The organism is Bacillus sp. FSL E2-8900, assembly GCF_037966225.1.
Classification (GTDB): Bacteria; Bacillota; Bacilli; order Bacillales; family Bacillaceae_G; genus Bacillus_A; species Bacillus_A cereus.
On sequence record NZ_CP150193.1, the window covers coordinates 4,465,731 to 4,492,648 of the forward strand.

Sequence of the window (26,918 nt, forward strand, 5' to 3'; positions counted from 1 at the left end):
ATATCTTCTAGCCGGAGGTATAATCTATGACATTTTGGCAATTTGCATTTAAAAACGTCACGCGCAACTCAAGAGCTTATTTTGCTTACTTTGTAAGTAGCTCCTTTTCCATTGCTGTGTTCTTTTCGTTTGCTGTTTACTTATTCCATCCGAAATTACAAAACTTTGACATGACCTCTGAAATTTCAGGATTAATGATATTTTCAGAAGTAGTAATTGTATTTTTCTCTTTCTTCTTTTTACTATATTCCATTGGTACTTTTTTAAAAGTTAGAAAAAAACAATTTGGTGTTTTGACCATTTTAGGAATATCGAGAAAACAATTACATCGTCTTGTTTTTATGGAGAATATGTTAATCGGGATTTTATCTATCTTTTTCGGCATGCAGTTTGGAGTTGTTTTTTCTCAATTTTTCTTATTAGTAACAGCCAAACTTACCCATGTTCCAGGAATATATTTATACGGGCCTACTAACGCGTTTATTTTAACAACCATTGTTTTCCTTAGTCTTTTTATCATTGTATCTGCATTCACACCAATGCTTATTCGTACAAAAAAAGCAGTACACCTTTTAAAAACAAATGGTGGAAAACAAAAAGAAAGAAAACCATCCATACTTGTTTCATTATTTGGTGCGATTTGTTTATTTGGTGGTTATGCGTTAGCTGGAAATCCTAAATATTTCGTATCAGTAAGCCCGCAAATCGGTGTTATATATATGGTTTCAAGTATTTTCATTATCCCAACGCTTGTTACAATTGGAACATATTTCTTCTTTTCACAAATTAGTTTCTTACTTATTTATATTTTAAAGAAAAGAAGGAAGTTTTATATGAAACGGATTAATATGCTTTGGATTTCGGATTTAGCAAGCCGTATTCGAACGAATATTAATATGCTGTTTATTGTAGCGATGCTATCTACAATTGCTTTCACAATGATTACGTTTCTATATGGATTCGGGAAATTTATTAAGCTAGAGGTGAATAGAACTTCTCCTTTTCCAATTTCTTATTTTTCTTATGATGCGAACCCTTTTGTTACAGAACATTTAAATTGGCTTGAGCAACAATTACAAAAAGAGCATTTCCCTTATCAAAAAATAAAAGCTGATATATATGAAACACCACTAAAAGAAGATAAAGATATAGCTATTTATAATGACGTATACGCAATTAAGCAAAGTGACTATAACAAACTTGCAGATTCTTTACGAATGAAACAACTATTTATGGATGATAACGAAGCATATGTGCTAACAGGGACATCTTATATCACCATATTCAACGAATTTGAGCAAAGCTACAAAAGAGATTACATTACACTCTCTAGTACAAATACGAAATTACGAGTAAAAGGTTATGAGCATGTAAACGCAATCCCATCTGACTTTTCATATCAAACGATAGTGTTGCCTGATATTATCGTAAATAACTTACCTAACACCGTAAAACATATATCAGCATACAATTACAAAATTCAAAACTGGGAACAGACATATGAAATTGCTGATAATTTTATAGAAAAAGTGCAAAAAGATCGAAATAAATCCCAGTATGAAGGACCTCTTATTCGTTCCTTTGAATCAGCAGGATCGTTATACAAAATAACATCAGGCAGTGCTGCATTTTTCCTAATTGGGACATTTTTAGGAGTTATTTTCTTCATTGGAGCTGGTAGCGTTCTTTACTTTAGAATGTATACGGATTTGACGAACGAACAAGAGAAATATATAACGATTTCTAAAATCGGTGTAACATATACAGAGATGAAACGATCTGCAACCATTCAACTTAGTATTTTATTTTTCATTCCGTACATTATGGCATCCATTCATACAATGTTCGCAACAAAAATGCTACAAGATGTAATTGGTTTATCTCTGTTCAAAGAAGTTTCAGCCGTTCTTATTATTTTTGGATTCGTTGAAATCGTATTTTTCTTATTCATTCGTTCACTTTATATGCAAAAATTATCACATTACACGAGTGGACAAAATATTTAAAACAAACTTGATGAAAAGAATATCTCTCATACTCTTTTCATCTTCACCCTATTAGGAGGTTTAGGTGAATGACATTTTGGCAGTTTGCATTTAAAAACGTGACGCGGAACGCCAGAGCTTATTTCGCCTATTTTGTAAGCAGTGCGTTCTCCATTGCAATCTTTTTCTCATTTGCAGTTTATTTATTTCATCCGAAATTGCATATGACAGACGTTAATTATTATCTGAACATATTAATGACAATTTCAGAGGTTGTCATTGTGTTCTTTTCATTTTTCTTTTTACTGTATTCAATCGGGACGTTTTTAAAAGTACGAAAAAAACAGTTCGGGATTTTAACAGTACTTGGCATATCTCAAAAACAATTAAAACGACTCATATTTATAGAAAATATGTTAATTGGTGTTCTTTCTATATTTTTTGGCATTCAACTTGGAGTTGTCTTTTCACAGTTCTTTTTGTTAGTTACCGCCAAAATTACACACGTACCTGGTTTATATTTATATGGGCCTACAAGTGCTATCGTTTTAACTATCATCATCTTTCTTGGGCTCTTCATTCTCGTATCATCTTTTACACCGATGCTCATTCGTACGAGAAAAGCCGTACGTCTTTTGAAAGAAGGAACACAACAAAAAGAAAGAAAAGCATCCGTGCTCATCTCCCTATTTGGTGCGACGTGTTTAATATGTGGATATGCGTTAGCCGCAAATCCGTTGTATTTTATGTCGCTAGGTGACATCATTGGGCTTTTATATGCCGTCTCTAGTATATTTGTCATCCCATCCCTTATTGCAGCTGGAACATACTTTTTCTTTTCACAAATTAGTTTTTTACTTATTCGTATTTTAAAAACGCGAAGAACGTTTTATATGAAACGAATTAATATGCTTTGGATTTCTGATCTAGCATCACGTATTCGGACGAATATTAATATGCTCTTTATTGTAGCGATGCTATCGACGCTCGCTTTTACAATGATTACATTCTTATATGGATTCGGGAAGTTTACAAAGTTTGATGCGATTAGACAAAACCCTTTCCCGTTTACGTATTTATCGCATACTGAAAATACGTTAGCTGATGAACATTTAAACTGGTTAGAGCAGAAATTTAATGAAGAGCATTTTACTTATACGAAATTTAAAACGGATATATATGAAGTATCTTCAGCTGAAGATAACACACAGCTCTATTACGCAATTAAACAAAGTGACTATAATGTACTTGCTAAGGCTTTAAATTGGGAAACGCTCACAGTAAATAAGAATGAATCTTATATTCTTATGAAAGACTTAGATGATCAAGTTATTGGAACGCTTCATAATAAAGAACAGAAAAATACTCTTACACTTACTCAAAACAATTTACAACTACAAGTGAAAGAATATAAAAGTTATAGCCCATTCCCAAATAGCTTAATATACAAATTACTCATACTATCTGATGAAAATGTAGAAGCCTTATCCACCGTTTCCAAACAAATGAGTGTATATAACTTCAAAGTTACGGATTGGGAAAAAGCACATAATATCGGTTCATCGTTTATCACAAAAATCGATAACGATAATGCAGCAATTCAAGCAGAGCACCCGCCTTTCCATGCAAGTGAAGCGAGCGATTCTCTATACAAAACAAAACTAAATGTCGCTTCATTCTTCTTAATTGGTACTTTCTTAGGTGTTATTTTCTTTATCGGTGCTGGTAGTGTTCTTTACTTCCGAATGTATACAGATTTAACAAATGAGCAAGAAAAATATATAACGATTACGAAAATTGGCTTAACTGAGACTGAAATGAAACGTTCAGCGACAATTCAGCTTGCGATTCTTTTCTTCGTGCCTTACATTATGGCATCAATCCATACGATGTTTGCGACAAAGATGTTACAAGAAATATTACATCTCTCGTTCTTCGCTGAAATTACAGTCGTACTTATGATTTTTGGAACAGTTGAAATTTTATTTTTCCTTTTAATTCGTTCCTTTTATATGCAAAAATTATCACAACACATTAAGTTTTAAAAAGTAGAAAGGTGATTACTATGGAAGAAGTATTACACATAAAAAACGTCTCAAAAGTATATGAGGGAAAAGTCCCTCATACTGCTTTAAAAAATATAAATTTACACGTGGATAAAGGTGAATTCGTTGCCATTATGGGACCATCTGGTAGCGGGAAATCTACATTTTTAAACGTTATCTCTACAATCGATTCTCCGACTTCTGGTGATGTCGTGATTAACGGAAAAAAACCGCACACATTTCGTAGAGAGAAGTTAGCTATTTTCCGCCGCCAAGAGTTAGGATTTGTTTTCCAAAACTTTAACCTACTAGATACACTAACAATCGGTGAAAATATCGTACTACCTTTAACATTAGATAATGTTCCATTAAAAGAAATGGATGAAAAGCTTGATAACATTTCAAAAAAGCTTGGAATTGATCATATTTTGGACAAGCGTATTTTTGAAGTTTCCGGGGGACAAGCACAGCGTACTGCAGTAGCACGTGCTGTTATTCATCACCCTTCTCTCTTACTAGCCGATGAACCGACAGGGAACCTGGATTCAAAAGCCGCTATTGATGTAATGGAGTTATTTACGAAATTAAACAAAGAAGAAGATGCAACGATTTTAATGGTTACGCACGATCCGTTTGCAGCAAGTTATTGTAACCGTGTTATTTTCATTAAAGATGGAGAGCTTTACAATGAACTGCACCGCGGATTATATCGCGAGAAGTTTTATCAAGAAATATTAGATGTTCTAGCCTTATTAGGAGGAAGACGTGGATGACGTTTTGGCAATTCGCATTTAAAAATGTCTCACGTAATTCAAAAGCATATTTCGCCTACTTTGTAAGTAGTGCGTTTTCTATCATGGTTTTCTTTTCATTTACTGTATACGCGTATCATCCGCGCTTACAAATTATGAATAAATTACAAGAACAAGATCCGCTCATGAACTTAACCGGCATGGCACAGTTTGTTATCGTTTTGTTCTCGTTCTTCTTTCTCTTATATTCTATTGGGACGTTTTTAAATGTACGGAAACAGCAATTTGGCGTTTTAACTGTTCTCGGTATATCTCAAAAACAATTAAAACGTCTTTTGTTTACTGAAAATATGATCATTGGAATGCTTGCTATTTTTGCTGGTATTCAAGGCGGTCTTGTTTTTTCTAACTTTTTCTTACTCGTTACTTCTAAATTAACAAACGCAAAAGGCCTCTATTTATATTGGCCTACAGAAGCAATTATCGTTACAACAATAACTTTTATTATTTTATTTCTTATCGTATCTACGTTTACACCGATGTTCATTCGTACTCGTAAAACAACTCGATTAATTAAAAATAATAAAAAGGAAAAAAACGAAAAAAGACCGTCTATACTCATTTCACTATTTGCCTTAATTTGTTTAGGACTATGCTATTATATTGCTGGTTATCCGCAAAGTTATATAACAGAAAAAAATTTACAAAACGGCTCTGCCCTCCTTATTATTTTATCTATTTTGCCGCTCGTAGTGGTGGGAACATATTTATTCTTTTCACAAACGTTTCTTCTCTTTATCTTTATTTTGAAAAAGCGGAGAAAGTTTTATATGAAGCAAATAAATATGTTATGGATTTCAGATTTAGCTAACCGTACTCGTAGTAATATTAATGTACTCTTTATCGTTTCTATGCTATCTGCACTTGCATTTACGATTATTATCGGATTATTTGCTACTAATAATAATACGAAAGCAATGATATTAGAACGCCGTCCTTTCCCCTTCACATATACGTCTACAGGGGAAAATGCACTTGAACAAAAACATATTGCTAAAATTGAAACGGAGCTTACAAATGCTAATTTTCAATACAACAAACATAAGTCTACATTGTTAAAAGATACCGCTTTAAAAGAAGACATTGCTCTTATGAAAATGAGTGATTATAACACGCTTGCGAAACAATTAAGGAGACCAGAAATACATCTTGATTCTACACAAGTTTATATTATTTCTCGTTACTCACCAGAGCTCTTAAATCTTGTATCAAATCCATTCGCAAAACAAAATACAATTACAATTGGATCTAATAAAAAAGAATTTCATATTAAAGGATTTATTAATAAATCAATTGAACCAGCCTTCGCATTCCCTTATTTAATGGTTGTACAAGATGATGTATTCAATAATATGATTCCTCATATTGAAACAACCATAGTGTATAATTACTTCGTTGAAAACTGGGAAAATGCGATTGCTCCTACGAAAAATATATTAAAACATATTAGAAATGATACAGATAACTTCTATGAGGCACACAAAAATGCGGAAACTGATTTTCAACCCCCATTTAATATTTATACAGCGGCCGATGACCTAAAATACAGCAAAGGAAATTCAATTGCTACTTTCTTTATTTGGGCATTTCTCGGCTTTATTTTCTTTATCGGAGCAGCTAGTGTTTTATATTTCCGTATGTATAATGACTTAACAACTGAGAGACAAAAGTATATTACGATTACAAAGCTTGGTTTAACAGAAACAGAAATGTTTCGTTCTGCAACGATTCAATTAGGAATTTTATTTTTCGTCCCTTACATCGTTGCTGGTATTCACACGTTATTTGCAGTTAAGTTTTTACAAAGCATGTTCTCTTTCTCATTACTAAAAGAGACATGTATCGTACTCACCTTTTTCGGGATTATCGAGATCATTTTCTTCTTCTTAATCCGTTCTCTGTACATTAATAAATTATCACAGCATATAAAAATATGAATAAAATGGCCTTGTGCGTATTGCACAAGGCCATTTTCAATAGTTTTTAATAATTAGCAGCAATATCCGCCGTAGCCGCCAGCATAACCGCCATAACCACCATAGCCACAACCTCCGCCGAAGCAGCTAGCACCGATGATAATTAATAAAATAAACAATACGATTAGAAGCGCAAAACCGCCTCCGCAACCATGTCTGCGGTTACAATCATCATGTCTGTGTTCACACTTTTCGCTCATTACCCTATTCCTCCTTTAGTATCATTCATAACAAGTTCACCTTGCTCTAAATGAGGGGATTCCATTTATATTATGTTTTCAGGGCGAATAGGAAGCTTGGCTTACCTAAAAACGGGCTTGTTTCAGAAAATGAGCCTTATCAAGATGTAGGTATAAAACATTTGACATACTAATAATTTCTTACTAATATTTAATTGAACGATCAATTAATTTTTTGATTATACATTCAAATTATATAAATCAGGAGTTGAATAGCGTGACTGATTCTTTTATTGCAGAGGCTAGGCGTGAACAAATTATTCTTGCATGTATTGATACATTAGAAGAGGTTGGATATAACAACTTAAGCTTAACGAAGGTGGCAAAAAAGGCTAAGATTAGTACCGGACTTATTTCTTATCATTTTAATGATAAGCTTTACCTTATGAATCGCACATTACAATTTTTAGTTGCCAAGCAACATGAATTTATTAGTAATCGAGTGCTATTAGCTCAATCTGAAATAAATAAACTAGAGGCTTTTATTGAAGCACATTTGGCTTATCAAGAAACTCATTACAAAAATAATATTGCCTTAATTGAGATTGTCTTTAATGCAAGAAATGAAGAGAACATTCCTTATTACAGAATCGAAGACGACGAAGAGGAGGATGCTCTTAGAACGATGTTATTAGATATTTTGAAGACTGGTCAACAAAATGGCGTGTTTTCCGATTCTTTCCAAACCGACACATTAGCTTCATTTATTTTAGGAGCAATCGAAGAAAGAATGCTGAAGGCAAATTCATCTATATCCATAGAAAATTACTCAGATGAGCTCATAAAAATGGTGAAGAAACTCACTGTTTAAAACATGCCCGGTTAAAAAAAATATATAAGAAAGGATGAACTACACATGAAAAAGGCATCTGTCATTGGATTAGGTTTTTTAGAAAAATTACTTGCTATAGCAAGTCCCATCCTTTTAGGCGTTATTGGATATTTTTCCCCTAAATTAATAGAGATTATAAAAAAGATTCCTCTCTTTTCTGATTCAAAAATTATAGAACTTTTACATTCTATTAACCCCTTCTGGCTTCCTATTATCCTCATGCTAATTGGTGTTATTGCAGGAATTTTATTTTCTTTAATTATTTATAGTGAAGCTTTAAAAATGAACATTACTTCGGAAAGCATTCACGTGAATAAGGACGATCAAAAGAAACAAATCACCAGATCAAATGTAAAAGCCGTTTTTGTAGATAAGCGTCAAGTGGTTATCATTGATCAAGAAGACCGAGAATGGTTACGTGAAACATCTGACATTAACCCAAGCAAAATTAAAGATACTTTCTTAATGCACGGCTTCTCCTGGGTGGAACAAGATCCTTATAAACATGAGTATAGCTTATGGAAATTAGAGGATGAGCGATTTAATAAAAGCATAAATACTATTTTGTATGAAAGACGAAATGCCCTTCGAGAAGGAAACTCGAAAAAAAAGAAGCATTTACGCAAAGATTTGAATGAGCTAGGAGTCTTTGTCAAAGACGATGGAGAAGATCAGTATGTCCGTTCCATTAAGTAATAGAAAGCACAAAAAACGAATAAACCCTACAGAGGAAATGTAATTTCTCTGTAGGGTTTATTCGTTTAAATCTGACCTCCTCTCCTAAAGAAACATATTCAACAAAAGGGCAAAACCGAATGCAATAAATGATAACAATGTCTCGAGTACCGTCCACGTTTTAAACGTTTCCTTCACCGTCAAACCTAAATACTCTTTTACAAGCCAGAACCCTGCATCATTTACGTGAGAAAACATTAATGAACCTGCACCGGTTGCAATAACGAGAAGCTCTAAATTCACACCAGACATGTGCTGAATAACTGGTGAAACAATCCCTGCTGCTGTCGTTAATGCTACTGTAGCTGAACCTGTTGCAATTCGAATTAAACCAGCTACCATGAAAGCTAATACGATTGGTGATAACGAAATATGTTCTGCCATTTGTGCAATAGCTGTTCCAACGCCGCTTTCAATTAATATTTGTTTAAATCCACCGCCTGCACCAATTATTAAAATAATAGAACCGACAGGCAATAAACTTTCATCTGTTAATTTTTTAATCATCTTTTTATTAATACCTTGTTTGATACCAAGTAAATAAAATGCTGCGAAACATGAAATAAGTAAGGCGATTACTGGACTTCCTATAAACACGAAAAATTCAGTTAATTTTTTCGGTAATGAAATATATGGTGCAACTACTGATAAAATCATCAATACAACTGGTAATAAAATAATAAAGAATGAAACTTTACGACTTGGCAAATCAGTTGATACTGTCGTAACTCGAACAAGCTCCGGTTCATTTTCAGGTATAACCCTCTTATGTACCCACTTTGCAAATATTGGGCCTGCTATAATAGCCGTCGGTAACGCGATAATTAATGAATATAAAAGTACCTTTCCTAAGTTCGCGTTATAAATACCGATTGCAGTCATGGCACCTGGATGCGGAGGTACTAGCCCATGTACGATAGATAATCCCGCAATAACAGGTAAAGCAATTAATAATATGTTTTGCTTCGTTGTTTTTCGAATTGAAATTACAAGTGGTAATAAAATAACAATCCCTACTTCAAAAAAGACGGGAATCCCTATAACAAAACCTGCAAATAACATAGCCCAAGGTAATTTTTTTACGCCGAAAAATCGAATAAAGAAATCTGCAACTTGCATGCCTGCTCCTGAATCAGACATCATTTTCCCGAGTATAGTTCCAAGTGCCAAAATACCAACTAAATGACCTAGTACACTACCAACACCAGTTTCATAGGCAGCCACTATTTTCGTTAAGTTCACTCCAGACATAATAGCTAAAAACAAACTCGCAACTGTTAAACTAATAAATGCATGCCATTTCCACCATGATACCCCTAAAATAACAATCGCAATTGCAAGTAACGTGACGATTAATAAGTATATATCCATCTCCCATTCTCCTTACTTTATAAAAAAAGAGGGAAAATCCCCTCTTTTTTATACGTCATAATTCACTACATAATGCTGCATTTCTGTATTGTAGTAGCCTTCGCTATATTCAATTATTTCGCCAACTTCATCGTAAGAATAACGCATGCGTTTTAATAGCGCTGTCCCCTCTTTTTCACCTAGCGCTTCTGCAACGAAAATAGGCGCGAGTCCAACAGCGAATTCATCTCTGAAGTTTTCTAAATGAATACCTCGGTCTTCAACTAAATCATAAAGCGATTGCAAGTCAAAATCCGATAAATCTGAACTTGCCATTCCTGCTGAGAAATAGTGCGTATAATGAATGTACGGTGCATCATTTAACGTATATAAACGTTCAATACGAAAACTCTCCTTACCGAATAATCGAAATGGCACTGTTCCTTCTTCATTCTGCACAATTTCTGCTTTTAGCAATTTCTTCTGTACTTTATATCCTTCTTCCACTAACACTTCAGTAAATTTCTTACCCTTTGACAGTTTTGTCGCAGAAGTATTGCGGATGACTTTCGTTCCTTTACCGCTTTTCTTTTCCAAATATCCTTCTTGAGCGAGTTCTTTAATCGCATTTCGCACTGTAATTTTACTCACTTTGAACTCTTCTTCTAACTGCGGTTCGGAAGGAATATTCGTATGAATCGCATATACACCATGCAATATTCGATCACGAATAATATTTTTTATTTGCAAATATAATGGTCCTTTTTTTCTCGTTACGTTCACCGTTACACCCACTACCTTTCTACATCACCTACTGATGCCGTCATTGCCCGAAGTATATCCTTCTCTGATGACATTGGCGTATCACCGACGATTGTATGTGCTAGCATTCCAGCTGCTGACGCAAATGAAACAGCTTTCTCTGGTGCGAACTCCTTTATCTCGCCATGAATAATTCCGCTCGTATAAGCATCTCCAGCACCTATTCTATCATATACAGAAAACGTAAGTGTTTTTGCAAAAGTGAACGTTCCATCTTTACATATAAACCCGCGAAGCGAATGTGTATTATCACTGTTAATAGAGCGATGAGTACCAGCGATTGTAGCGATATGATACGTTTCAGCTACCTTTGGAATAAGATCAACAAGTTGCGCCTCTCGCTCCGTTTCTTCGGTTTTTATTCCTAAAACAAACATTGCATCTTTTTCGTTCATCATAACGATATCAGCAAGTCCCAGCATTTCTTCATAATGCGGTTTTGCCTGTTCATATCCGTCTTCTCCCCAAAGTGATGGACGATAATTACAATCAAAAAAGACGGTTCCTCCGTTTTCTTTAACTGCTCTCGCTAAAGACTTCATATGATGGCGCACCGTATCATTCATCGCAAGTGTAATACCGCAAAAATGAACGATATCAATTTCCTTAGCAATTTCTTCAAATTGGTACATCTCTTCAGACGCCGTATTGAAGCTACTTTCTAGTCGATTCGAATACGTAACGCGGCTTGCACGTGCACCGAATCCATTTTCTAAAAAATACATACCTACATATTTACCGCCTCTTGAAACAAGAGAAGTTTGAATCCCTAACTTTTGAATGTAAGATACAGCTGCATCTCCAACCGAATTTTCCGGTAAAGTTGAAATAAGAAGCCCTTCATGCCCTAAGTGAGAAAGTGCCGCTGCAACGTTCACACCTGTACCTGAAAATGAGTAATTTAACGTGTTAGCTTGCGACAACAATTCATATCCAGGTACTTGCAGGCGCATCATTACTTCGCCGAACGCTGCAATTTTCTTACGCATATTGATCAACTAGCTTCTTCACGACTGCTAATAATTCACGCACATCTTCTACTTTCGTGTTACCAGTTTCTTTATCAATAATAGAAGAGTACACGTGCGGGATAACTTGCTCTACATTTGCTTCAAGCGCAATACGTACAATTGTTTCGAAGTTTTCTTTATCAATTCCGCCTGTTGGCTCTAATGCGAATCCTTCTTCCGCACAAGCTTTCGCAACTGCGCGATATTCTTCTTCGTGAGCTAGCCCTTTCATTGGGAAGTACTTCAATGAATTTCCGCCCATATCACGTACAAGTGCGATCGCTGTTTTAATTGGAACGATTGCTTTTTCTTCTCCAGCCGCACTAATTGGGCCAGTAGAAATATTTACGTAACCTACTTTTCCTGTTGGCGATACTAAACTATTAATCCAGCTATCTTTTTCGCCAAGATTTGCACGTGTCGCTCCAACTGAAGGGAACACTTGGTTAATATGACTGCCAGGATAATGCTTCGCAATTTCAGCGACAACTGCCGCTTGGCGATTATCTCCTGCACCTAGTCCGATTGATACAGCGTCATCAATTTCTTTTCCGTATGCTTTCATCGCTGTAACAGCTTCTTCTACAGTTGCATAATCTTTTGATAAAACACCTACTACTACATATCCTTCTGCTGCTTCAAAAATATCTTTCGCATTTTGGATATTGTTTGCCAATACATTTAATGCTACGCGGTCTTTATAAAAACGTTTTTGAATGTTTGTCATTTTAGTTTCCCCCTACAATTTCTCTCAATTTTTCTTCAATCACATATATGTCATCACCTTGAAGTGGACGTGGATCAATATCAAAGAATCCTTGTCTTACTCCGTAATCACGTGTATAAATGGCAATTTCCCCTTCGCGTAATGCAGTCACAACATCTTTTGCTGATTTATTTAATTCTTTCTCGTTAATATGAATACGAGCTCGAAAGATTGCTCTTCCAGCTTCATCTTGAACGATCGTTACATTTACACCATTTAATTCTTTTAGCGGCATAAGTATTTGTAGCAATTCTTTTTCTTGCTCGCTCTTATCTTCTTTTACTCCGTACTCATCAAGTGCTTGAAGTAAACCAAAAGTTGTTTCTTTCCCAACTTTCATGCTTCTTCCAATGCAATGTAATTGCACTTTCAGCCATTCAATATACTTTCTTTTACCGCCCACAATACCAGAAGTAGGTCCTTCAATTGCCTTTGAACCGCTATAAATAGCAAGATCTGAATACTTCACATATTTTTGAATGTCTTCTTCAGCTGCTGCATCCACGATAAGCGGTACTTTATTTCGCTGCGCAACTTCCCATGCTTCTTCAACAGAAATCATATTTTTTTGCACTGCATGATGTGATTTCACATACAGAATCGCTGCTGTATTTTCACCAATTGCATCTTCAATATGCTCTGCTTTCCCTTCATTTGCATAGCCAACTTCTACAAGTTTACCGCCGCCTAAGTAAATCATCGTTTCAACAGGAGCACCGTATTGAACGTTATGACCTTTTAACATAATCACTTCGTTTTTCGCGATTACTTCTTGATGAAGTCTTTCACTTTTACGGCGATTTCCTTCTGTAACGATACCAGCGATAGAAAGCGCAATTCCACTCGATGCTGAGTTCACAACGACCGCTGCCTCTGAATCTAGAATTCTCGCAATATGGTCTCCCGCTTTATCTACTAAATCAGCAATTTCCACATAATTTTGTCCCCCATGTTTCATCGCATCCATTACTGTATCTGTAGGAGCAGATACACCTAAAATACTCATTCTACCGCTCGCATTAATTACTCTTTTTAATCCGTACTTAGCATTCAATGAATGACCCATTAATTACAACCCCTTTCGTATCAATCCTTCTTTCAGCAATGCGCTGATCCCCTTCTGAATCAATTAACGTAACCTTCTCATCTTTCACCGTAAATAAAGTTAAGTTTGCAATATCGCCTTCTTGAATACGGCCAAGCTCTGGTTTTTTAAGCCACTCTGCTGCATTTTTCGTAACCGCATCAATTACTTCTTCTAGCGGATAACCTAAGTAAAGGAATTTCGAAAGAACGTGAGCCATACTATACACTGGACCATGCACGCGATTCTTCCGGTAAATATCTGTACTAATTGTATTAAAAGCAATACCGTGATGCTTCGCCGCCTCTGCTACTTTAAAAGAAAAACTAGCATTACCGTGACCAACATCTAAATGAACACCACGATTCACTGCATCTAGTAATACAGGTAGCGGTTTGCCTTCTTCATCAAATAAATTATTTTCTTTCCCGTTTAAGTAATGTGTAATGACATCATCTTTTTCTAAAAGAGGTACAACTTCCTCAATGCGAGGAGGCGCTGAACCGATATGTACCATAATTGGTAATGATGTTTCACGGGATAAAGAGCGTGCAACATGAAGCGGTTCAATTCCGCTATCACAAACGACACTTTTACTCATTCTCGCCTTTAACCCAACGATTACATCTTTATACTTTTCTACTGCTTCTATTACTTTCTCTTTATCGATCCATTCCATATTGGATAGTTCATCAATTCGTTTCAAACCGATGCGAGAAATATTTAAAAAGGCAAATAAATTCGTTTTTGCCTGCTCTCTACTTTTTACTAAATCTGCAATACGATCAGCTCCGCAGCTACCCGCATCAACAATTGTCGTTACCCCTTGCTTAACGCCAATTTCATCCACCTCATCGCCATACGGATCAAACTCTGGAAAAGCATGAACGTGTAAATCAATCCAACCACTCGATACGTAAGTACCAGAGTAATCAAGAACCTTTCCACCCTCGCCAGCACCAGCTTTCGTCACCTGTGCGATTTTATTATTTTCAATTACAATGTCAATCTCTTCCCCGTTCACACGTTTCACATTACGTAGTACGAATCGTTCTGTCATTGTATTTCCACCCTTTTCTATAAGAAGCCATAAGAATACGCTTACATTAAAGTTTCATTTTATATCTCTTTCACACGTTTAGCGTAACACAAAAAAAGGGAGAAGTAAATATAACGTTATAATGTTTAAAAGCAAATAAAAAGATGCTCCTCCAAAATGCTAATAGTATAGGAAATTATATCAACGATTTTTTGAATATATCTATCATAACTTACAATATATCAACGATTTTTCAATTATATCTACCGTAACTCACAATATATCAACGATTCGACAAAGAATATCGATTTACCGACAAAAAACATCAATCCCTTTCTTATATATACGAAGAGGTTGCTCCAAACGGAACAACCTCTTTCTCTATTCCTGAACCGTCACAATAACCCCATCCATATTGTTCCCGGAAATTTCATACTGCTTGTTTGCTGGAACGTTCACTTTCATATTCTCAGAAACTTTATAATAAGAAACAGTATATTTCTTACCTTCTACTTCAGTTGAAATCTCTTTTTCCTCTTTTAAAAACTCTAAATATTCCTCTAGTGTGAAATTCTTTTTTTGCATAATTGCGCTATGAGGTAAGCCTACATAACGTATATGCCATGGCTCATATTGAATGCCTGTAATGTTACTTTTATTTTTCGGATAACGTAATACAAAGCCATGCTTCCATACGTTCTCTTCAATCCATTTTCCTTCAGGCGCTTTCTCCATTTTCTTTTGAGTAGACCCAATGTCCAGTGATAATCCTAAGTTATGTTCACTGTATCCTGCTGGAAGTGCATAATCAGATCCCATTTTTTCATATAGCTGTTTTTGCTCTTGGAAATCTCTATAGCCACTACTAATCAAAAAATGGTTAACACTTTCTTTTCCAGCCGCATCGACAACGTTCAAAAACTTTTTCACAACATCCTTTGATAAACGAAGATTTCTATCAAATATTACATAGCCTCTCACTAATTCACTATTATGATTTACATTTATAATATCAGACCTAATACTATCTTTTTTTACTGGGTAATCCCTGTTAACTAATAATAAATCGCCCTTATAAATTTGTTCCTTCGTAATCTCTTTCCCATCGGTGTTTGCCGCCTTTACTAGCTCATCTTTCCCGACAATTTTAACGTCGATTTCCTTTTGAAATAACGGTGATATATAAACGCCTACACATACTGTGCATACTATAAAAAAAGAAATAAATACCCACTTTTTCATTTCTAGTTCCTCCTTAACGTAACTTACGTATAGAATAGAAAAAACTATTAAAATAAAAAGTGGGGTAAAGTTTAAATTTTTATTAAATTGTTACATTCTCGTCTTTTGGCAATCGTACTTCAAATATCGTTCTAACTACATTGCTCTCAGCAGAAATCGTACCGTTATGTTGCTCGACAATATTTTTCGCAATAAATAGTCCAAGGCCTGTCCCGCCACGGTTCTCAGTTCTTGCTTTATCACCTGTATAGAACATATCAAAAAGATACGGTAAATCTTCTTCCGGGATGCTATCTCCGTAATTCATAATTTGTACGACAACTTCTCCATTATCAACATACCCATTCATATCAACAAATTGTCCATCATAGCCGTAACGAACGGCATTTGTTAACAAGTTTTCAAATACTCTAGCTAACAATTTTCCATCACCGTGCATCGGTAAATGAGGAGCCACATTCAATCTAGCTTCTAAATGATGTTTTTCTAATAACGGATACAATTCCTCCTCTAACTGTATAAGCAACTCACTTATATCAATCGGCTTTTTATCCAGCTTTAGCATGCCATAATTCATACGTGTAATTTCAAATAGCTCATCAATTAAGCTTTCCAGTCTTTGCGATTTCGTATATGCAATTGTGGAGAAATGTTTAATTTGTTCTTTTGTTAAATTTTCATCTTTAAGAATTAAATCTAAATATCCTAACACGGATGTTAATGGTGTTCTTAAATCATGAGCTAAATTCACAACGAGCTGACTTTTACTACTTTCAGCAAAATCTCCTCTTTCAACAGCTTCTTTTAACTTTTCACTTGCAACATTTATTTCACGCGCGATATTTCCAAACTCATCATTTGATGAAACTTGAACTTTATTCGTAAAGTTACCGTTCGCAAGATGATGAATCCCATTAGAAATTTCATCAAAGTATTTTAAATACGGTTTTGTCAAAAAGAAGAAAAAGATAATAGATAACGGAATAAAGAAAATTAAAAAGAAATTAATGTCTCCAAATTCCCTTACCATTGACCTAAATTGTGCTAAAGGCTCTTCGTAGCGAACCATCGTTTTATAATACAGCTGCAATCCTTTATAAATTATATAAGTTACAGTTGCTGCAAGCACCATACTTAACGCAAATAAGGCAATCATTTTAAATCGAAAACTTTTCATCATATTAGCCATTAAAAGTATAACCTACTCCCCACACTGTTTTTATTAATTTATCCTTTCTTTTATCTTCTCCAAGTTTCTTACGCAACGTACGAATATGTACCATTACTGTATTTCCACCTTCATAATAATCGTCTGCCCATACGTGCTGAAAAATATTTTCCACATTGTACACTTTCTTCGGATGACTCGCTAATAAATATAAAATATCAAACTCTTTCGGCGTTAATTCAATTTGCTCACCATATACATCAACCGTCCTACGCTCGGGATTAATTACGACTCCGCCTATTTCTAAAGCAGATTTACTCTCCGCTACTTTCGGTTGATTTAACGTAAAAAACCTACGCAGTTGTGCATTTACACGTGCAACTAATTCAATCGGTGTGAAAGGCTTCGTCATATAATCATCCGCGCCTAGTACAAGACCTGTCACCTTATCAAAGTCCGAAGTTTTCGCGCTTAAAAAAATAATCGGCATATGATGTTTCGTGCGAATTTGACGCGTCACCTCATACCCATCCATTTTCGGCATCATAATATCTAAAATTACCAAGTCGATTGGCTGCGTTTCAATAATATGAACCGCCTCTTCCCCATCCGCTGCCTTCACAACATGGTACCCTTCTTTTTCTAAATGTATCTCAATTAAATCAGCAATTTCTGCCTCGTCATCCGCTATTAAAATTGAAATGCGCTTCATTTTACTCCCCCTTTTTCATTCCATTTTTATACGCTCGATTGTAAACTAGTCTATCCAATTTGTACAATACAAAAGGCTACTCGTTAGAGTAACCTTGGTAAATAAAATTATATCAGCGATTTTCTAATTATATCGAACACAACTTGAATTATATCAGCGATTTTCCAATTATATCGACCGTAACTCAAATTATATCAGCAATTATTGAAATATATCGACTTACCGACAATGAACGACAAAATCCTCTCGCTATTTGCGGGCATCCTAATGAAACTTCCATTTACCGCTCAAACACAATCCGCTGCTTCGTAATTTCTTCCAATCTTCCGCGATCTACTTCATACTCAGCATCAACGCTTTGCGGCACCATCACTTTCCCGCCCTCAAGCGTCACTTCCGGCCAAATAATATCCTGCTCCCAATGTCTACTAGAAGCAGATATATCTCCTGGAATCGTAAAGTTAGGCAATGACGCAAGAGCAACATTTTGCGCTCGTGAAATCCCCATTTCTACCATACCACCGCACCAAACGGGTACGTTATGCTCCATACAATAATTATGGATCTGAACCGATTCTGTTAATCCGCCCACTCGCCCTGGTTTAATGTTCACAATTTGGCAGCTGCCAAGCGTAATCGCAACGCGTGCATCTTCTAAACTATGAATACTTTCATCTAAACAAATCGGCGTTTCAATTTTCTTTTGCAATTCCGCGTGATCAAGAAAATCGTAATCCGCTAACGGTTGTTCAATCATCATTAATTGGAATTCATCTAGTCGTTTCAGCCTCTCCGTATCCCCTAATGTATATGCTGAATTTGCATCAGCCATTAACGGGATATGCGGAAACTCTTTACGAATTTCTTTCAATAACTCATAATCATGCCCCGGTTTTATTTTTACTTTAAAACGCTCGTATCCTTCTTCCGCGTACTTCTCGATTTGTTTTAACATAACTGGAATCGTATTAAGGCCAATTACAACGCCGACTTCAATTTCAGACTTCGTTCCGCCAAGCAATGTCGCTAACGACTTCTTTTGACGCTTCGCATATAAATCCCAAACAGCCCCCTCTATTCCGGCTTTTGCCATTCGGTTTCTTTTTATATGTTGAAATAGACCCGGTACCTCATTCGGATGAGAAATTTCAGCCTTTAATAAATCAGGTATTAAAAAGTCTTGCAGTATATGCAGCGCCGTCTTCACCGTTTCTTCCGTATACCACGGTTCAGAGAATGCAACGACTTCCCCAAATCCAATGTACCCGTCCGTATCCTCTAATTCAATAACGATACTCTCACGCTTTTCGTAAGTCCCGTAGCTTGCAGCAAACGGGATTACGAGTGGCATTTCCGTTATATACAGTGTCGCTTTTTTTATTTCCACCTACATCTCCTCCACTAATTGTCTTAACTCTCGTCTTAACAATTTTTTCGAAGCGTTACGTGGTAATTCCTCTAAGAAACATGCTTTCTTCGGCACTTTATATTTCGCTAATTTCTCCTCGCAAAAATGAAGAATTTCTTCTTCTGTTACCGCCCCGCTTTTCACAACAAAAGCAGCTGGTACTTGTCCCCATTTATCGTCAGCCATGCCGACAACACCAGCTTCCGCTACTGCCGGATGAGAAAGCAACACTTCTTCAATTTGAGCTGGATATATGTTCTCTCCGCCAGAAATAATTAAATCACTGCGGCGATCTAATACGTATAAAAACCCTTCTTCGTCTAAATAACCGAGGTCGCCAGTATGAAGCCATCCGTTTTGAATAGTCTCTCGCGTCGCATCTTCACGATTAAAGTAACCGCCTGTTACGTTCGGCCCTTTTACTACAATCTCACCTTCCGCAAATGGTGGCACTACTACGCCATCTTTTTCAATACGAAGTTGGCACTGAAATAGTGGTTTTCCAGCTGATCCTACTTTCGTTAACATGTAATCTGCTGATAACGTGCAAATTTGCGAAGACGTTTCTGTCATACCGTACGTTTGATACACAGGGATTCCTTTTTCTACACATGTTTCTAATAACGGTTTCGGCGCTGGTCCTCCGCCAAGTAACATGCATCGTAAAGAAGCTGGGTATGTCCCTTCTCCAAGTCTCTCTAATAAATCTGTTAACATTTTGGATACAACAGAAATAATCGTAACACCTCTCGTTTGAAGTGCTTTATGAATAAAATCAGCATCATATTTCGGAACGAGTAAAATGCGCATGCCGTACATAATGTTTTTCATTAAAAGAGATAGCCCGCCAACATGGAACATCGGCATACAAGCTAACCAGCAATCATCATCACGAAGCCCTAAGTTAAGCGAAGAGCCAACCGCACTTGCCCAATGATTACCGTACGTTAAAATAACGCCTTTCGGTTTTCCTGTCGTCCCAGACGTATAAATGATTGTCATCGCTTCTTCTAAAGAAAACTCTTCTTGTATAGAGGCTTCCTCTTTTGGTCCATTCATCACTTCGGCGAATGAATAAACAGGAACATCTTTAGCATCAAAATCTTGATCCGTTACTAAACAAACAACTTCAGCATCATCCATTTGCCAAAGTAGCTCTTCTCTTGAAAGACGCGTATTTAAAAGCACAGCTACTGCCCCTACGTACGATAGGGCGTGAATAACTGTAATCATCTCCATACCATTTTTCATCAGAACAGCCACCTTTTGCCCTCGCTCCACTCCAACATGCGTGAGGTGTTCACAAACAGATACTACTTTTTCATGCAGCTCCATAAAAGTAACTTTCTCTTCCTCTATTTCAATTGCAGTGCGATCTGGTGTTAAAAATGCACGTTGCATTAACCAATTTGGCATCGTCTCCATCATTCATTCTCCTTTCATGAAAGAAAGAGACTTGATATGATATCAAGTCTCTTAGTTGTTTTGTTTCCGGTTTGACCTTTTCGTTGCGTCTCACTTTATTGGCGAGCCGCTTCCGCTTTTGGTCACGTCCAGCTACAGCGGCTAGAACAGTCGGTCGTTTCACGCCTTCCTACGAGGCAAAAAGCGCCTCTACGTCAGGAGTTCCAACGCCCTCTTGTTCTAAGCAAGCCGCTTCCGCTTTTGGTTTGATCACGGGAAACGAGGGAATTGACCGAAGTCCGGACTGCGTTTTTCTTTGAATGCGTCGCGGCCTTCTTTTGCTTCGTCAGTTGTGTAGTACAATAACGTTGCATCTCCAGCTAGTTGTTGAATACCAGCTAGACCGTCTGTGTCTGCGTTGAATGCAGCTTTTAGGAAACGAAGTGCCATTGGGCTGTTTGCTAAAATTTCTTGTGCCCATTGTACTGTTTCTGCTTCAAGCTCTTCTAATGGTACTACAGTGTTTACTAAGCCCATATCAAGCGCTTCTTGAGCACTATATTGACGGCATAGGTACCAAATTTCGCGAGCTTTCTTGTGGCCTACCATACGAGCTAAGTAACCAGCTCCGTATCCACCGTCAAAGCTTCCTACTTTAGGACCTGTTTGTCCGAATACAGCGTTGTCTGCAGCGATTGTTAAGTCACATACGATATGAAGTACGTGTCCACCACCGATTGCATAACCTGCTACCATTGCGATAACTGGTTTAGGAATTGCGCGAATTAGACGTTGTAAGTCTAATACGTTTAAACGAGGGATTTGGTCGTCACCTACATATCCACCATGACCGCGAACTTTTTGGTCGCCGCCAGAACAGAATGCACGTCCACCTTCACCTGTTAAAATGATAACGCCAACATTTGCATCATCACGAGCTTGTGCAAAAGCGTCGATTAACTCCATTACCGTTTTAGGACGGAATGCGTTATGTACTTCAGGGCGGTTAATCGAAATCTTTGCGATACCATTGTATGTTGAATAAATAATATCTTCGTAATTGCCTTCTTTTACCCATTCAATAGCCATTACAACTACCTCCTTGTATATTTCTGATCTCCTCTATAAGTGTAACTTCATTCTTAACTGAAAAAAGCATCACTGCATAGTTTTTAGAAATCCCTTTACTATTGTATCAAACTTTTCCGGTTGTTCCACATGAATTGCATGGCCAGCACCATCAATTTTGACAAATTTCGCGTCAGAGATGCATTTTTCAATATTTTTTAATATACGAAAGAACTTTTCATCATACTCTCCGTTCATTAAAAGAACAGGTATTTTTAAGTTTTTCAGCTCATCCCACCATGAAGGCTGAGCCCCCGTTCCCATGCCGCGCAAGCTATTTGCAAGTCCTTTCGGATTGTTAGCAAGTCGTTCTTTTCGCACCGCTTCTTGTACGTTTTTTGCTAAACGTTTTTGCGTTGCAAAAAGCGGAATATCTTCCCACATCGATACAAAACTTTCTATGCCTTCTCGCTCAATTTTATCGGCAAGTCGATCATCTTTTTCACGACGTTCTTTTCTATCCGCTTCGTCTTCGAGCCCAGCTGTACAATTTTCTAATAAAAGAGAGTGTACATAATCTGGATATAGACATGCCATCGTAATCGCCAGTCTTCCTCCCATTGAGTAGCCAAGTATATGTACTTTTTCAATATGAAGGTAATCTAGTAGTTCTTTCATTTGCAATGCCACATTTCGGATATCATAATGCGCAACATCTTCAGGACTCTCCGTCTTTCCGTGCCCAACAAGATCAACTACAATAACTTGAAACTGCTCACTCCATGAAGAGATAAAAGAACGCCACGTTTCCATGCTTCCCGTAAAACCATGAAGAAGTAGAAGTGGTTCCCCGCTTCCGACTACTTCATATTCATACGATACACCTTGCAGCGTTACTTTCATTTTGATTCACCTTGTAAAGATGTAGTAATTACGTCCTGTGTTTTTGCCCATAACGTACGGTGCAATGTTAAGTTTTCATCACGGTTCGTACAAATTTCCACAACGTGTAAACCTTCTGTCGTCGTTCCTTTTCGAACTTCTTCTCGGAATTGCTCCCAACCATTTACACGGCTAAATGAACCGCCGTACATTTTGACAACATGCTCATAATCAAGTCCAATTGGTGTTCCAAATAATGATTCAAAATGTTCCTTTTTCTCATACTGTGGTAAGAATGAGAAAATACCCCCACCATCATTATTTACAACGACAATTGTTATGTTTAATTCATGTAATTTCGCTGCTAACAGCCCGTTTAAATCGTGATAAAATGATAAATCACCAATTACTAATACAAGTGGATCGCAAATAATGCTTGCTCCTAGAGCTGTCGAAATGATTCCATCAATACCATTTACACCACGGTTTGCCATCACATGGATGTTTTTATCCGATGTGAAGAAGAATGAGTCTGTATCACGAATTGGCATACTATTGCTCGCAAATAACGTTGCGTCTTCTGGTAATACGCGCACAATATCTGTAATAACCTTTCCTTCAAATGCAGTTTCATATGTTTCCATTTCACGAAGCGTTTCCTTCGTTTTTTCGTTTATATGTTGCCACATTAGGGACCAATCATTCTTTTTCATAACTGGCATTTTTTCTATTAATGCCTTGCAGAATTCAATGTCACTTGCTTGCACAACTTCTGTCGCAACAAGAGCTGGATCTCTCCATTGTCCTGATTCATCGACAACGATATGAACTGCTTTTGTTTGTTTTTTTATGAACTGCGTTAATGATTTAGAAACAGGCATACCACCAAAGCGAATTAAAACGTCCGGTTTCCATGTTTCTTTTAACTTTTCATTTCGTAAAAATGTATCATAACAGTCAATTACCATCGTTTTATCGTGGTGTCCGCTACGAATATTAGAAAGTGGGTCTGCTAATATAGGATAGCCAGTTTTTTCAGCTAGTTGCGTTGCAAACATTGCGATTTCTGCATGACTATCATCTCCACAAATAATAAGCCCCTTTTCCATATGTGAAAGGCGCCCTACAAGAGAATCTACATATTCACTCGGCATCACCGCGTTTCCTTGCTGAACTACTCCTGTATATTCACTACGTCCTTTATCCCATAAGCTTTCTAGTGAGAAATCAGGGATAAGTGGCTCGCGAACTGGAAAATTAAGATGAACAGGACCCTGCGGTGCTAAACAAGCATTTGCTACTATACGCTGCGTCGTCATACGAGCGTAATGATACATCGCTTCACTTGCTTCTGGCAGTGCCATCTCTGTAAATTGTTTCACAAAAGTACCGTATAAATTAAATTGATTCATTGCTTGTGGTGCACCCACATCTCTTAATTCATGCGGTCTATCCGCTGTTAAGACGATAAGTGGGACCCTTGAATGAAAAGCTTCACATACAGCTGGATAATAGTTCGCTGCTGCTGTTCCTGACGTACATAATAATGCTACTGGGCGTTTTTTTGCTTTCGCAATACCGAGCGCGAAAAATCCTGCTGATCTTTCATCCACATGTAAATATGTGTTCATTCCTTCGTGTTGTTCCATTAGTAAAGCAATCGGCGTTGACCGTGAGCCTGGACTAATGACAACATCACATACATCTAGACGCGTCAGTTCATCCACGAACGCGCCTAAATAATATGATAATGCTTCTATATGATTGTTCATTTCATTAATTCCTCCAAAGCACCAAGCATCGGTCTAAACTTCAAACTTGTTTCTTCATATTCAAGCTGCGGGATTGAATCAATTACAATACCACAACCGGCAAATAAGGATGCTTTCTCGCCGTTTAATAATCCGCAGCGCAGCGCAACCGCAAATTCACCATTTCCTTCATCATCTATCCAGCCAATCGGTGCACCATACAACCCTCTGTCTAACAATTCAACATCACGGATCAGTTTCATCGCTTCCAAACGAGGTGTCCCGCCAAGAGCTGGTGTTGGATGTAATTCTTCTACCATTGTTAAAAGACTCGCATCGCCTTTTGCTTCTACAGGCGTATATAAGTGAATTAAGTTTTTCGTTGTTAATAAACCTGGGCTTTCCGGAATATTAACGTATTCGCAATGTTCATTTAGTACCGAGCGGATCATGTTAACAACATACCCATGTTCAGCTAAATTCTTTTCATCATGAAGAAGCGCATTACTATTTCGCTTACTTTCTTCTATAGAATGACCATGACCGATTGAACCCGCAAGACACATCGATGTAAATTTCTCATCTTCTTTGCGAATTAATCTCTCAGGCGTCGCTCCTAAGAAGCATGCTCCTTTATAATCAAAAGAAAATACGTAACAATCCGGTTGACCAATGCGAAGTGCTTCTAAAACAAGAGCAGAATCAATCGAATGATTCATCTCTACTTTTAGTTCCCTCGCCAATACAACCTTCTGCACGTTACCCTGCTTCATCTCATCTTGTACTTTTTCAATTGCTTTCATCCAGCCTTTCGGATCCACTTCTACTTTAGAAATAACAGTCAATTTCGATCCGTTTAGCGCACATTTACTCTCTCTCAAAATTTTCTCTTCTAAAGAAATCATTTCGTTATAAAGATTTTCTGCACAATCTGTTGCTGCAACAAATGTATTCATCGTTAACCATGCTTTTTCATTTTTTACAGTTAATAAAAATGCTGGTAGTGAAAATGTCGTATCTTTAAATTCTTTCCATAGGTCCGTTTTCTCTTTTTCTGGATCAAATGAAAAACCACCAAATAAAAGCGGACCCGTTCCAAATTCATATTCATCTCTTTGGACAAATGCATTCTCTTTTACTTTCTCCCACTCGTCACGAGCGGTTTGAAAGCGCTTATGAGAAGAATTTGCTATAGTGAAAACAGAGCCAATTCCTGCAAATATTACATGCTGAGCCGGGTCTGCAAAATAACATCTATTTTCGAATGAAATCCTTTTTCCTGCTGCATAGAACAGAAGCGGATCCACCCAGTCTATTTGTTTTACAAAACTAACCAATGTTTTTTCGTTAGTTGCACGCTTGATAGCTGCAATAAGAACTTCTTGCAAGCCTTTTTGTTTCGTTTGAATCACAATTGTCTCCCCCCTATGGGCGAAAAATAGTCATAATTACGCTTGATTTTAAGATACACCTCAAACGAAAGGCCTGTCAACGTTTAGCATTTCTGAGAAATTCACCTTCTCTTCCTAGAAAATAAACGTTGACACTAAATGATGCTTTTTCTACACTTAGTTGTGTACAATATGTGACCAAAGGAGGATTCAACATGGAAATGAACGTCAAAACGAATTCCTCTCCTACGGCGCCAAAGCCAAGTAAGCAAACAGGCTGGCGCATCTGGTGGAGTTTACTACGTCCCCATACATTAACAGCCGCTTTCGTACCTGTTTTCATCGGAACAGCATATTCGATGCAGGTCGGAGGTATAAATCAAATACATCTTCCTCTTTTCCTTATGATGCTTCTTGCTTGTCTTCTCATTCAAGCAGCAACAAACATGTTTAATGAATACTTTGATTATAAAAGAGGACTCGATCACGAAGGTTCAGTTGGTATCGGCGGCGCTATCGTTCGCGATGGCATTCAGCCAAAAACAGTGCTTAACTTAGCATTTGGATTTTTCGGCATCGCAATACTATTAGGTGTTTATATTTGTATGAATTCTAGCTGGTGGCTTGCTGCAATCGGTCTTGTTTGTATGGCCGTTGCTTACCTTTATACAGGTGGCCCACTTCCAATTGCATATACACCATTTGGAGAGTTGACAGCCGGATTATTTATGGGTGTCATTATTATTGGGATTTCATTCTTTATTCAAACTGGAACTGTAACATCAGAAGTCATTTTACTATCTATTCCAAGCTCCATTTTAATTGGCGCCATTTTACTAGCTAATAATATTCGCGACTTGGATGGCGATAAAGAAAACGGTCGTAAAACGTTAGCAATTCTCGTTGGGCGCGAGCGAGCGGTTGGTGTACTTGCTTCGATGTTCATCGTTTCCTACATTTGGACAATTGCTTTAATTATCGTGGGCATCGTATCACCATGGATGCTTATCGTATTTTTAAGTGCGCCGAAAGCATTTAAAGCGACGAAAGGCTTTATCGGCAAAAGCATTCCAATGGAAATGGTACCTGCGATGATTGCAACAGCAAAAACAAATACAATATTCGGTTTCCTAATGGGAATCGGATTATTACTTGGATACTTTCTATAAAAGGAGCTGCTTATGCGGCTCCTTTTTC

The 26,918-nt window shown here is 37.0% G+C and carries 23 protein-coding genes; 7 read left to right on the top strand and 16 right to left on the bottom strand.

Annotation, left to right across the window (positions count from 1 at the left end; translation table 11 throughout):
* Positions 1–26: 26 nt before the first annotated feature.
* The 4 genes from NST90_RS22940 to NST90_RS22955 all read left to right on the top strand — a co-directional run bounded on the left by NST90_RS22940 (position 27) and on the right by NST90_RS22955 (position 6,779).
* Complete coding sequence (locus NST90_RS22940) at positions 27–2,006, top strand: ABC transporter permease (protein WP_046393050.1); 1,980 nt, start codon at positions 27–29, stop codon at positions 2,004–2,006.
* A gap of 68 nt (positions 2,007–2,074) precedes the next feature.
* Positions 2,075–4,030, top strand: a complete 1,956-nt coding sequence (locus NST90_RS22945; RefSeq protein WP_044307054.1) for an ABC transporter permease — start codon at positions 2,075–2,077, stop codon at positions 4,028–4,030.
* Positions 4,031–4,050: 20 nt separating this feature from the next.
* A complete protein-coding gene (locus NST90_RS22950) occupies positions 4,051–4,803 on the top strand; it encodes an ABC transporter ATP-binding protein (protein ID WP_000393250.1) in 753 nt (250 codons plus the stop codon).
* The gene (locus NST90_RS22955) at positions 4,800–6,779 is read left to right on the top strand and encodes an ABC transporter permease (protein WP_000144923.1); all 1,980 of its coding nucleotides are present in this window, start codon (positions 4,800–4,802) and stop codon (positions 6,777–6,779) included. The genes NST90_RS22950 and NST90_RS22955 overlap by 4 nt, the downstream gene beginning before the upstream one ends.
* Before the next feature lie 53 nt (positions 6,780–6,832).
* Here the strand turns inward: NST90_RS22955 and NST90_RS22960 are convergent, their stop codons facing one another.
* On the bottom strand, positions 6,833–7,018 hold the full coding sequence (locus tag NST90_RS22960; RefSeq protein ID WP_001290389.1) for a YjcZ family sporulation protein: 186 nt from the start codon (positions 7,016–7,018) through the stop codon (positions 6,833–6,835).
* Positions 7,019–7,274: 256 nt separating this feature from the next.
* Here NST90_RS22960 and NST90_RS22965 point away from each other — a divergent pair, with 256 nt between their 5' ends.
* Positions 7,275–7,868 carry a TetR/AcrR family transcriptional regulator gene (locus NST90_RS22965; protein WP_044307053.1) on the top strand — a complete coding sequence of 198 codons (594 nt, stop codon included), beginning with the start codon at positions 7,275–7,277 and terminating at the stop codon, positions 7,866–7,868.
* 45 nt (positions 7,869–7,913) lie between these two features.
* Positions 7,914–8,585: a hypothetical protein gene (locus NST90_RS22970; RefSeq protein ID WP_044307052.1), complete on the top strand. Its 672-nt coding sequence runs from the start codon at positions 7,914–7,916 to the stop codon at positions 8,583–8,585.
* Between the two features lie 84 nt (positions 8,586–8,669).
* Here NST90_RS22970 and gntP read toward each other — a convergent pair whose 3' ends face one another.
* The 15 genes from gntP to NST90_RS23045 form a co-directional block, all read right to left on the bottom strand.
* The gene (gene gntP / locus NST90_RS22975) at positions 8,670–9,995 is read right to left on the bottom strand and encodes a gluconate permease GntP (protein ID WP_046393051.1); all 1,326 of its coding nucleotides are present in this window, start codon (positions 9,993–9,995) and stop codon (positions 8,670–8,672) included.
* A gap of 48 nt (positions 9,996–10,043) precedes the next feature.
* A complete protein-coding gene (locus NST90_RS22980; RefSeq protein WP_000539276.1) occupies positions 10,044–10,769 on the bottom strand; it encodes a GntR family transcriptional regulator in 726 nt (241 codons plus the stop codon).
* On the bottom strand, positions 10,769–11,785 hold the full coding sequence (locus NST90_RS22985) for a sugar kinase (protein WP_046393052.1): 1,017 nt from the start codon (positions 11,783–11,785) through the stop codon (positions 10,769–10,771). Before NST90_RS22985 ends, NST90_RS22980 begins: the two co-directional genes overlap by 1 nt.
* Positions 11,778–12,533 carry a KDGP aldolase family protein gene (locus NST90_RS22990; protein WP_000181896.1) on the bottom strand — a complete coding sequence of 252 codons (756 nt, stop codon included), beginning with the start codon at positions 12,531–12,533 and terminating at the stop codon, positions 11,778–11,780. Before NST90_RS22990 ends, NST90_RS22985 begins: the two co-directional genes overlap by 8 nt.
* A 1-nt stretch (position 12,534) precedes the next feature.
* Complete coding sequence (locus tag NST90_RS22995; RefSeq protein WP_006915668.1) at positions 12,535–13,638, bottom strand: DgaE family pyridoxal phosphate-dependent ammonia lyase; 1,104 nt, start codon at positions 13,636–13,638, stop codon at positions 12,535–12,537.
* Positions 13,616–14,716, bottom strand: a complete 1,101-nt coding sequence (locus tag NST90_RS23000; protein ID WP_025709984.1) for an amidohydrolase/deacetylase family metallohydrolase — start codon at positions 14,714–14,716, stop codon at positions 13,616–13,618. Before NST90_RS23000 ends, NST90_RS22995 begins: the two co-directional genes overlap by 23 nt.
* 360 nt (positions 14,717–15,076) lie before the next feature.
* On the bottom strand, positions 15,077–15,937 hold the full coding sequence (locus tag NST90_RS23005) for a D-Ala-D-Ala carboxypeptidase VanY (protein ID WP_000759406.1): 861 nt from the start codon (positions 15,935–15,937) through the stop codon (positions 15,077–15,079).
* Between the two features lie 82 nt (positions 15,938–16,019).
* Positions 16,020–17,126, bottom strand: a complete 1,107-nt coding sequence (locus NST90_RS23010; RefSeq protein ID WP_025709983.1) for a HAMP domain-containing sensor histidine kinase — start codon at positions 17,124–17,126, stop codon at positions 16,020–16,022.
* Entirely contained in the window at positions 17,119–17,817 is a 699-nt protein-coding gene (locus tag NST90_RS23015) for a response regulator transcription factor (protein WP_000822509.1), read from the bottom strand. Before NST90_RS23015 ends, NST90_RS23010 begins: the two co-directional genes overlap by 8 nt.
* A 280-nt stretch (positions 17,818–18,097) precedes the next feature.
* Positions 18,098–19,204 carry an o-succinylbenzoate synthase gene (gene menC, locus NST90_RS23020; RefSeq protein ID WP_025709982.1) on the bottom strand — a complete coding sequence of 369 codons (1,107 nt, stop codon included), beginning with the start codon at positions 19,202–19,204 and terminating at the stop codon, positions 18,098–18,100.
* Positions 19,205–20,650, bottom strand: coding sequence for an o-succinylbenzoate--CoA ligase (locus tag NST90_RS23025; RefSeq protein ID WP_000449568.1), 1,446 nt, complete (start codon positions 20,648–20,650; stop codon positions 19,205–19,207). It lies immediately after the preceding gene.
* Positions 20,651–20,899: 249 nt separating this feature from the next.
* On the bottom strand, positions 20,900–21,718 hold the full coding sequence (gene menB, locus NST90_RS23030) for a 1,4-dihydroxy-2-naphthoyl-CoA synthase (protein ID WP_000963885.1): 819 nt from the start codon (positions 21,716–21,718) through the stop codon (positions 20,900–20,902).
* A gap of 69 nt (positions 21,719–21,787) precedes the next feature.
* Positions 21,788–22,600, bottom strand: a complete 813-nt coding sequence (menH, locus tag NST90_RS23035; protein ID WP_000869213.1) for a 2-succinyl-6-hydroxy-2,4-cyclohexadiene-1-carboxylate synthase — start codon at positions 22,598–22,600, stop codon at positions 21,788–21,790.
* Positions 22,597–24,351, bottom strand: a complete 1,755-nt coding sequence (menD, locus tag NST90_RS23040; protein ID WP_001059192.1) for a 2-succinyl-5-enolpyruvyl-6-hydroxy-3-cyclohexene-1-carboxylic-acid synthase — start codon at positions 24,349–24,351, stop codon at positions 22,597–22,599. The genes menH and menD overlap by 4 nt, the downstream gene beginning before the upstream one ends.
* Positions 24,348–25,742: an isochorismate synthase gene (locus NST90_RS23045; protein WP_283748106.1), complete on the bottom strand. Its 1,395-nt coding sequence runs from the start codon at positions 25,740–25,742 to the stop codon at positions 24,348–24,350. Before NST90_RS23045 ends, menD begins: the two co-directional genes overlap by 4 nt.
* Before the next feature lie 194 nt (positions 25,743–25,936).
* Between NST90_RS23045 and NST90_RS23050 the strand changes: the two genes are divergently transcribed.
* Entirely contained in the window at positions 25,937–26,890 is a 954-nt protein-coding gene (locus NST90_RS23050; RefSeq protein WP_000425770.1) for a 1,4-dihydroxy-2-naphthoate polyprenyltransferase, read from the top strand.
* Positions 26,891–26,918 lie beyond the last annotated feature (28 nt).

Coding starts and splice junctions, on each gene's coding strand:
- NST90_RS22940 (WP_046393050.1), top strand. CDS start 27: ATGACATTTTGGCAATTTGCATTTAAAAACGTCACGCGCAACTCAAGA.
- NST90_RS22945 (WP_044307054.1), top strand. CDS start 2,075: ATGACATTTTGGCAGTTTGCATTTAAAAACGTGACGCGGAACGCCAGA.
- NST90_RS22950 (WP_000393250.1), top strand. CDS start 4,051: ATGGAAGAAGTATTACACATAAAAAACGTCTCAAAAGTATATGAGGGA.
- NST90_RS22955 (WP_000144923.1), top strand. CDS start 4,800: ATGACGTTTTGGCAATTCGCATTTAAAAATGTCTCACGTAATTCAAAA.
- NST90_RS22960 (WP_001290389.1), bottom strand. CDS start 7,018: ATGAGCGAAAAGTGTGAACACAGACATGATGATTGTAACCGCAGACAT.
- NST90_RS22970 (WP_044307052.1), top strand. CDS start 7,914: ATGAAAAAGGCATCTGTCATTGGATTAGGTTTTTTAGAAAAATTACTT.
- gntP (WP_046393051.1), bottom strand. CDS start 9,995: ATGGATATATACTTATTAATCGTCACGTTACTTGCAATTGCGATTGTT.
- NST90_RS22985 (WP_046393052.1), bottom strand. CDS start 11,785: ATGCGTAAGAAAATTGCAGCGTTCGGCGAAGTAATGATGCGCCTGCAA.
- NST90_RS22990 (WP_000181896.1), bottom strand. CDS start 12,533: ATGACAAACATTCAAAAACGTTTTTATAAAGACCGCGTAGCATTAAAT.
- NST90_RS22995 (WP_006915668.1), bottom strand. CDS start 13,638: ATGGGTCATTCATTGAATGCTAAGTACGGATTAAAAAGAGTAATTAAT.
- NST90_RS23000 (WP_025709984.1), bottom strand. CDS start 14,716: ATGACAGAACGATTCGTACTACGTAATGTGAAACGTGTGAACGGGGAA.
- NST90_RS23005 (WP_000759406.1), bottom strand. CDS start 15,937: ATGAAAAAGTGGGTATTTATTTCTTTTTTTATAGTATGCACAGTATGT.
- NST90_RS23010 (WP_025709983.1), bottom strand. CDS start 17,126: ATGGCTAATATGATGAAAAGTTTTCGATTTAAAATGATTGCCTTATTT.
- NST90_RS23015 (WP_000822509.1), bottom strand. CDS start 17,817: ATGAAGCGCATTTCAATTTTAATAGCGGATGACGAGGCAGAAATTGCT.
- NST90_RS23025 (WP_000449568.1), bottom strand. CDS start 20,650: ATGGAGACGATGCCAAATTGGTTAATGCAACGTGCATTTTTAACACCA.
- menB (WP_000963885.1), bottom strand. CDS start 21,718: ATGGCTATTGAATGGGTAAAAGAAGGCAATTACGAAGATATTATTTAT.
- menH (WP_000869213.1), bottom strand. CDS start 22,600: ATGAAAGTAACGCTGCAAGGTGTATCGTATGAATATGAAGTAGTCGGA.
- menD (WP_001059192.1), bottom strand. CDS start 24,351: ATGAACAATCATATAGAAGCATTATCATATTATTTAGGCGCGTTCGTG.
- NST90_RS23050 (WP_000425770.1), top strand. CDS start 25,937: ATGGAAATGAACGTCAAAACGAATTCCTCTCCTACGGCGCCAAAGCCA.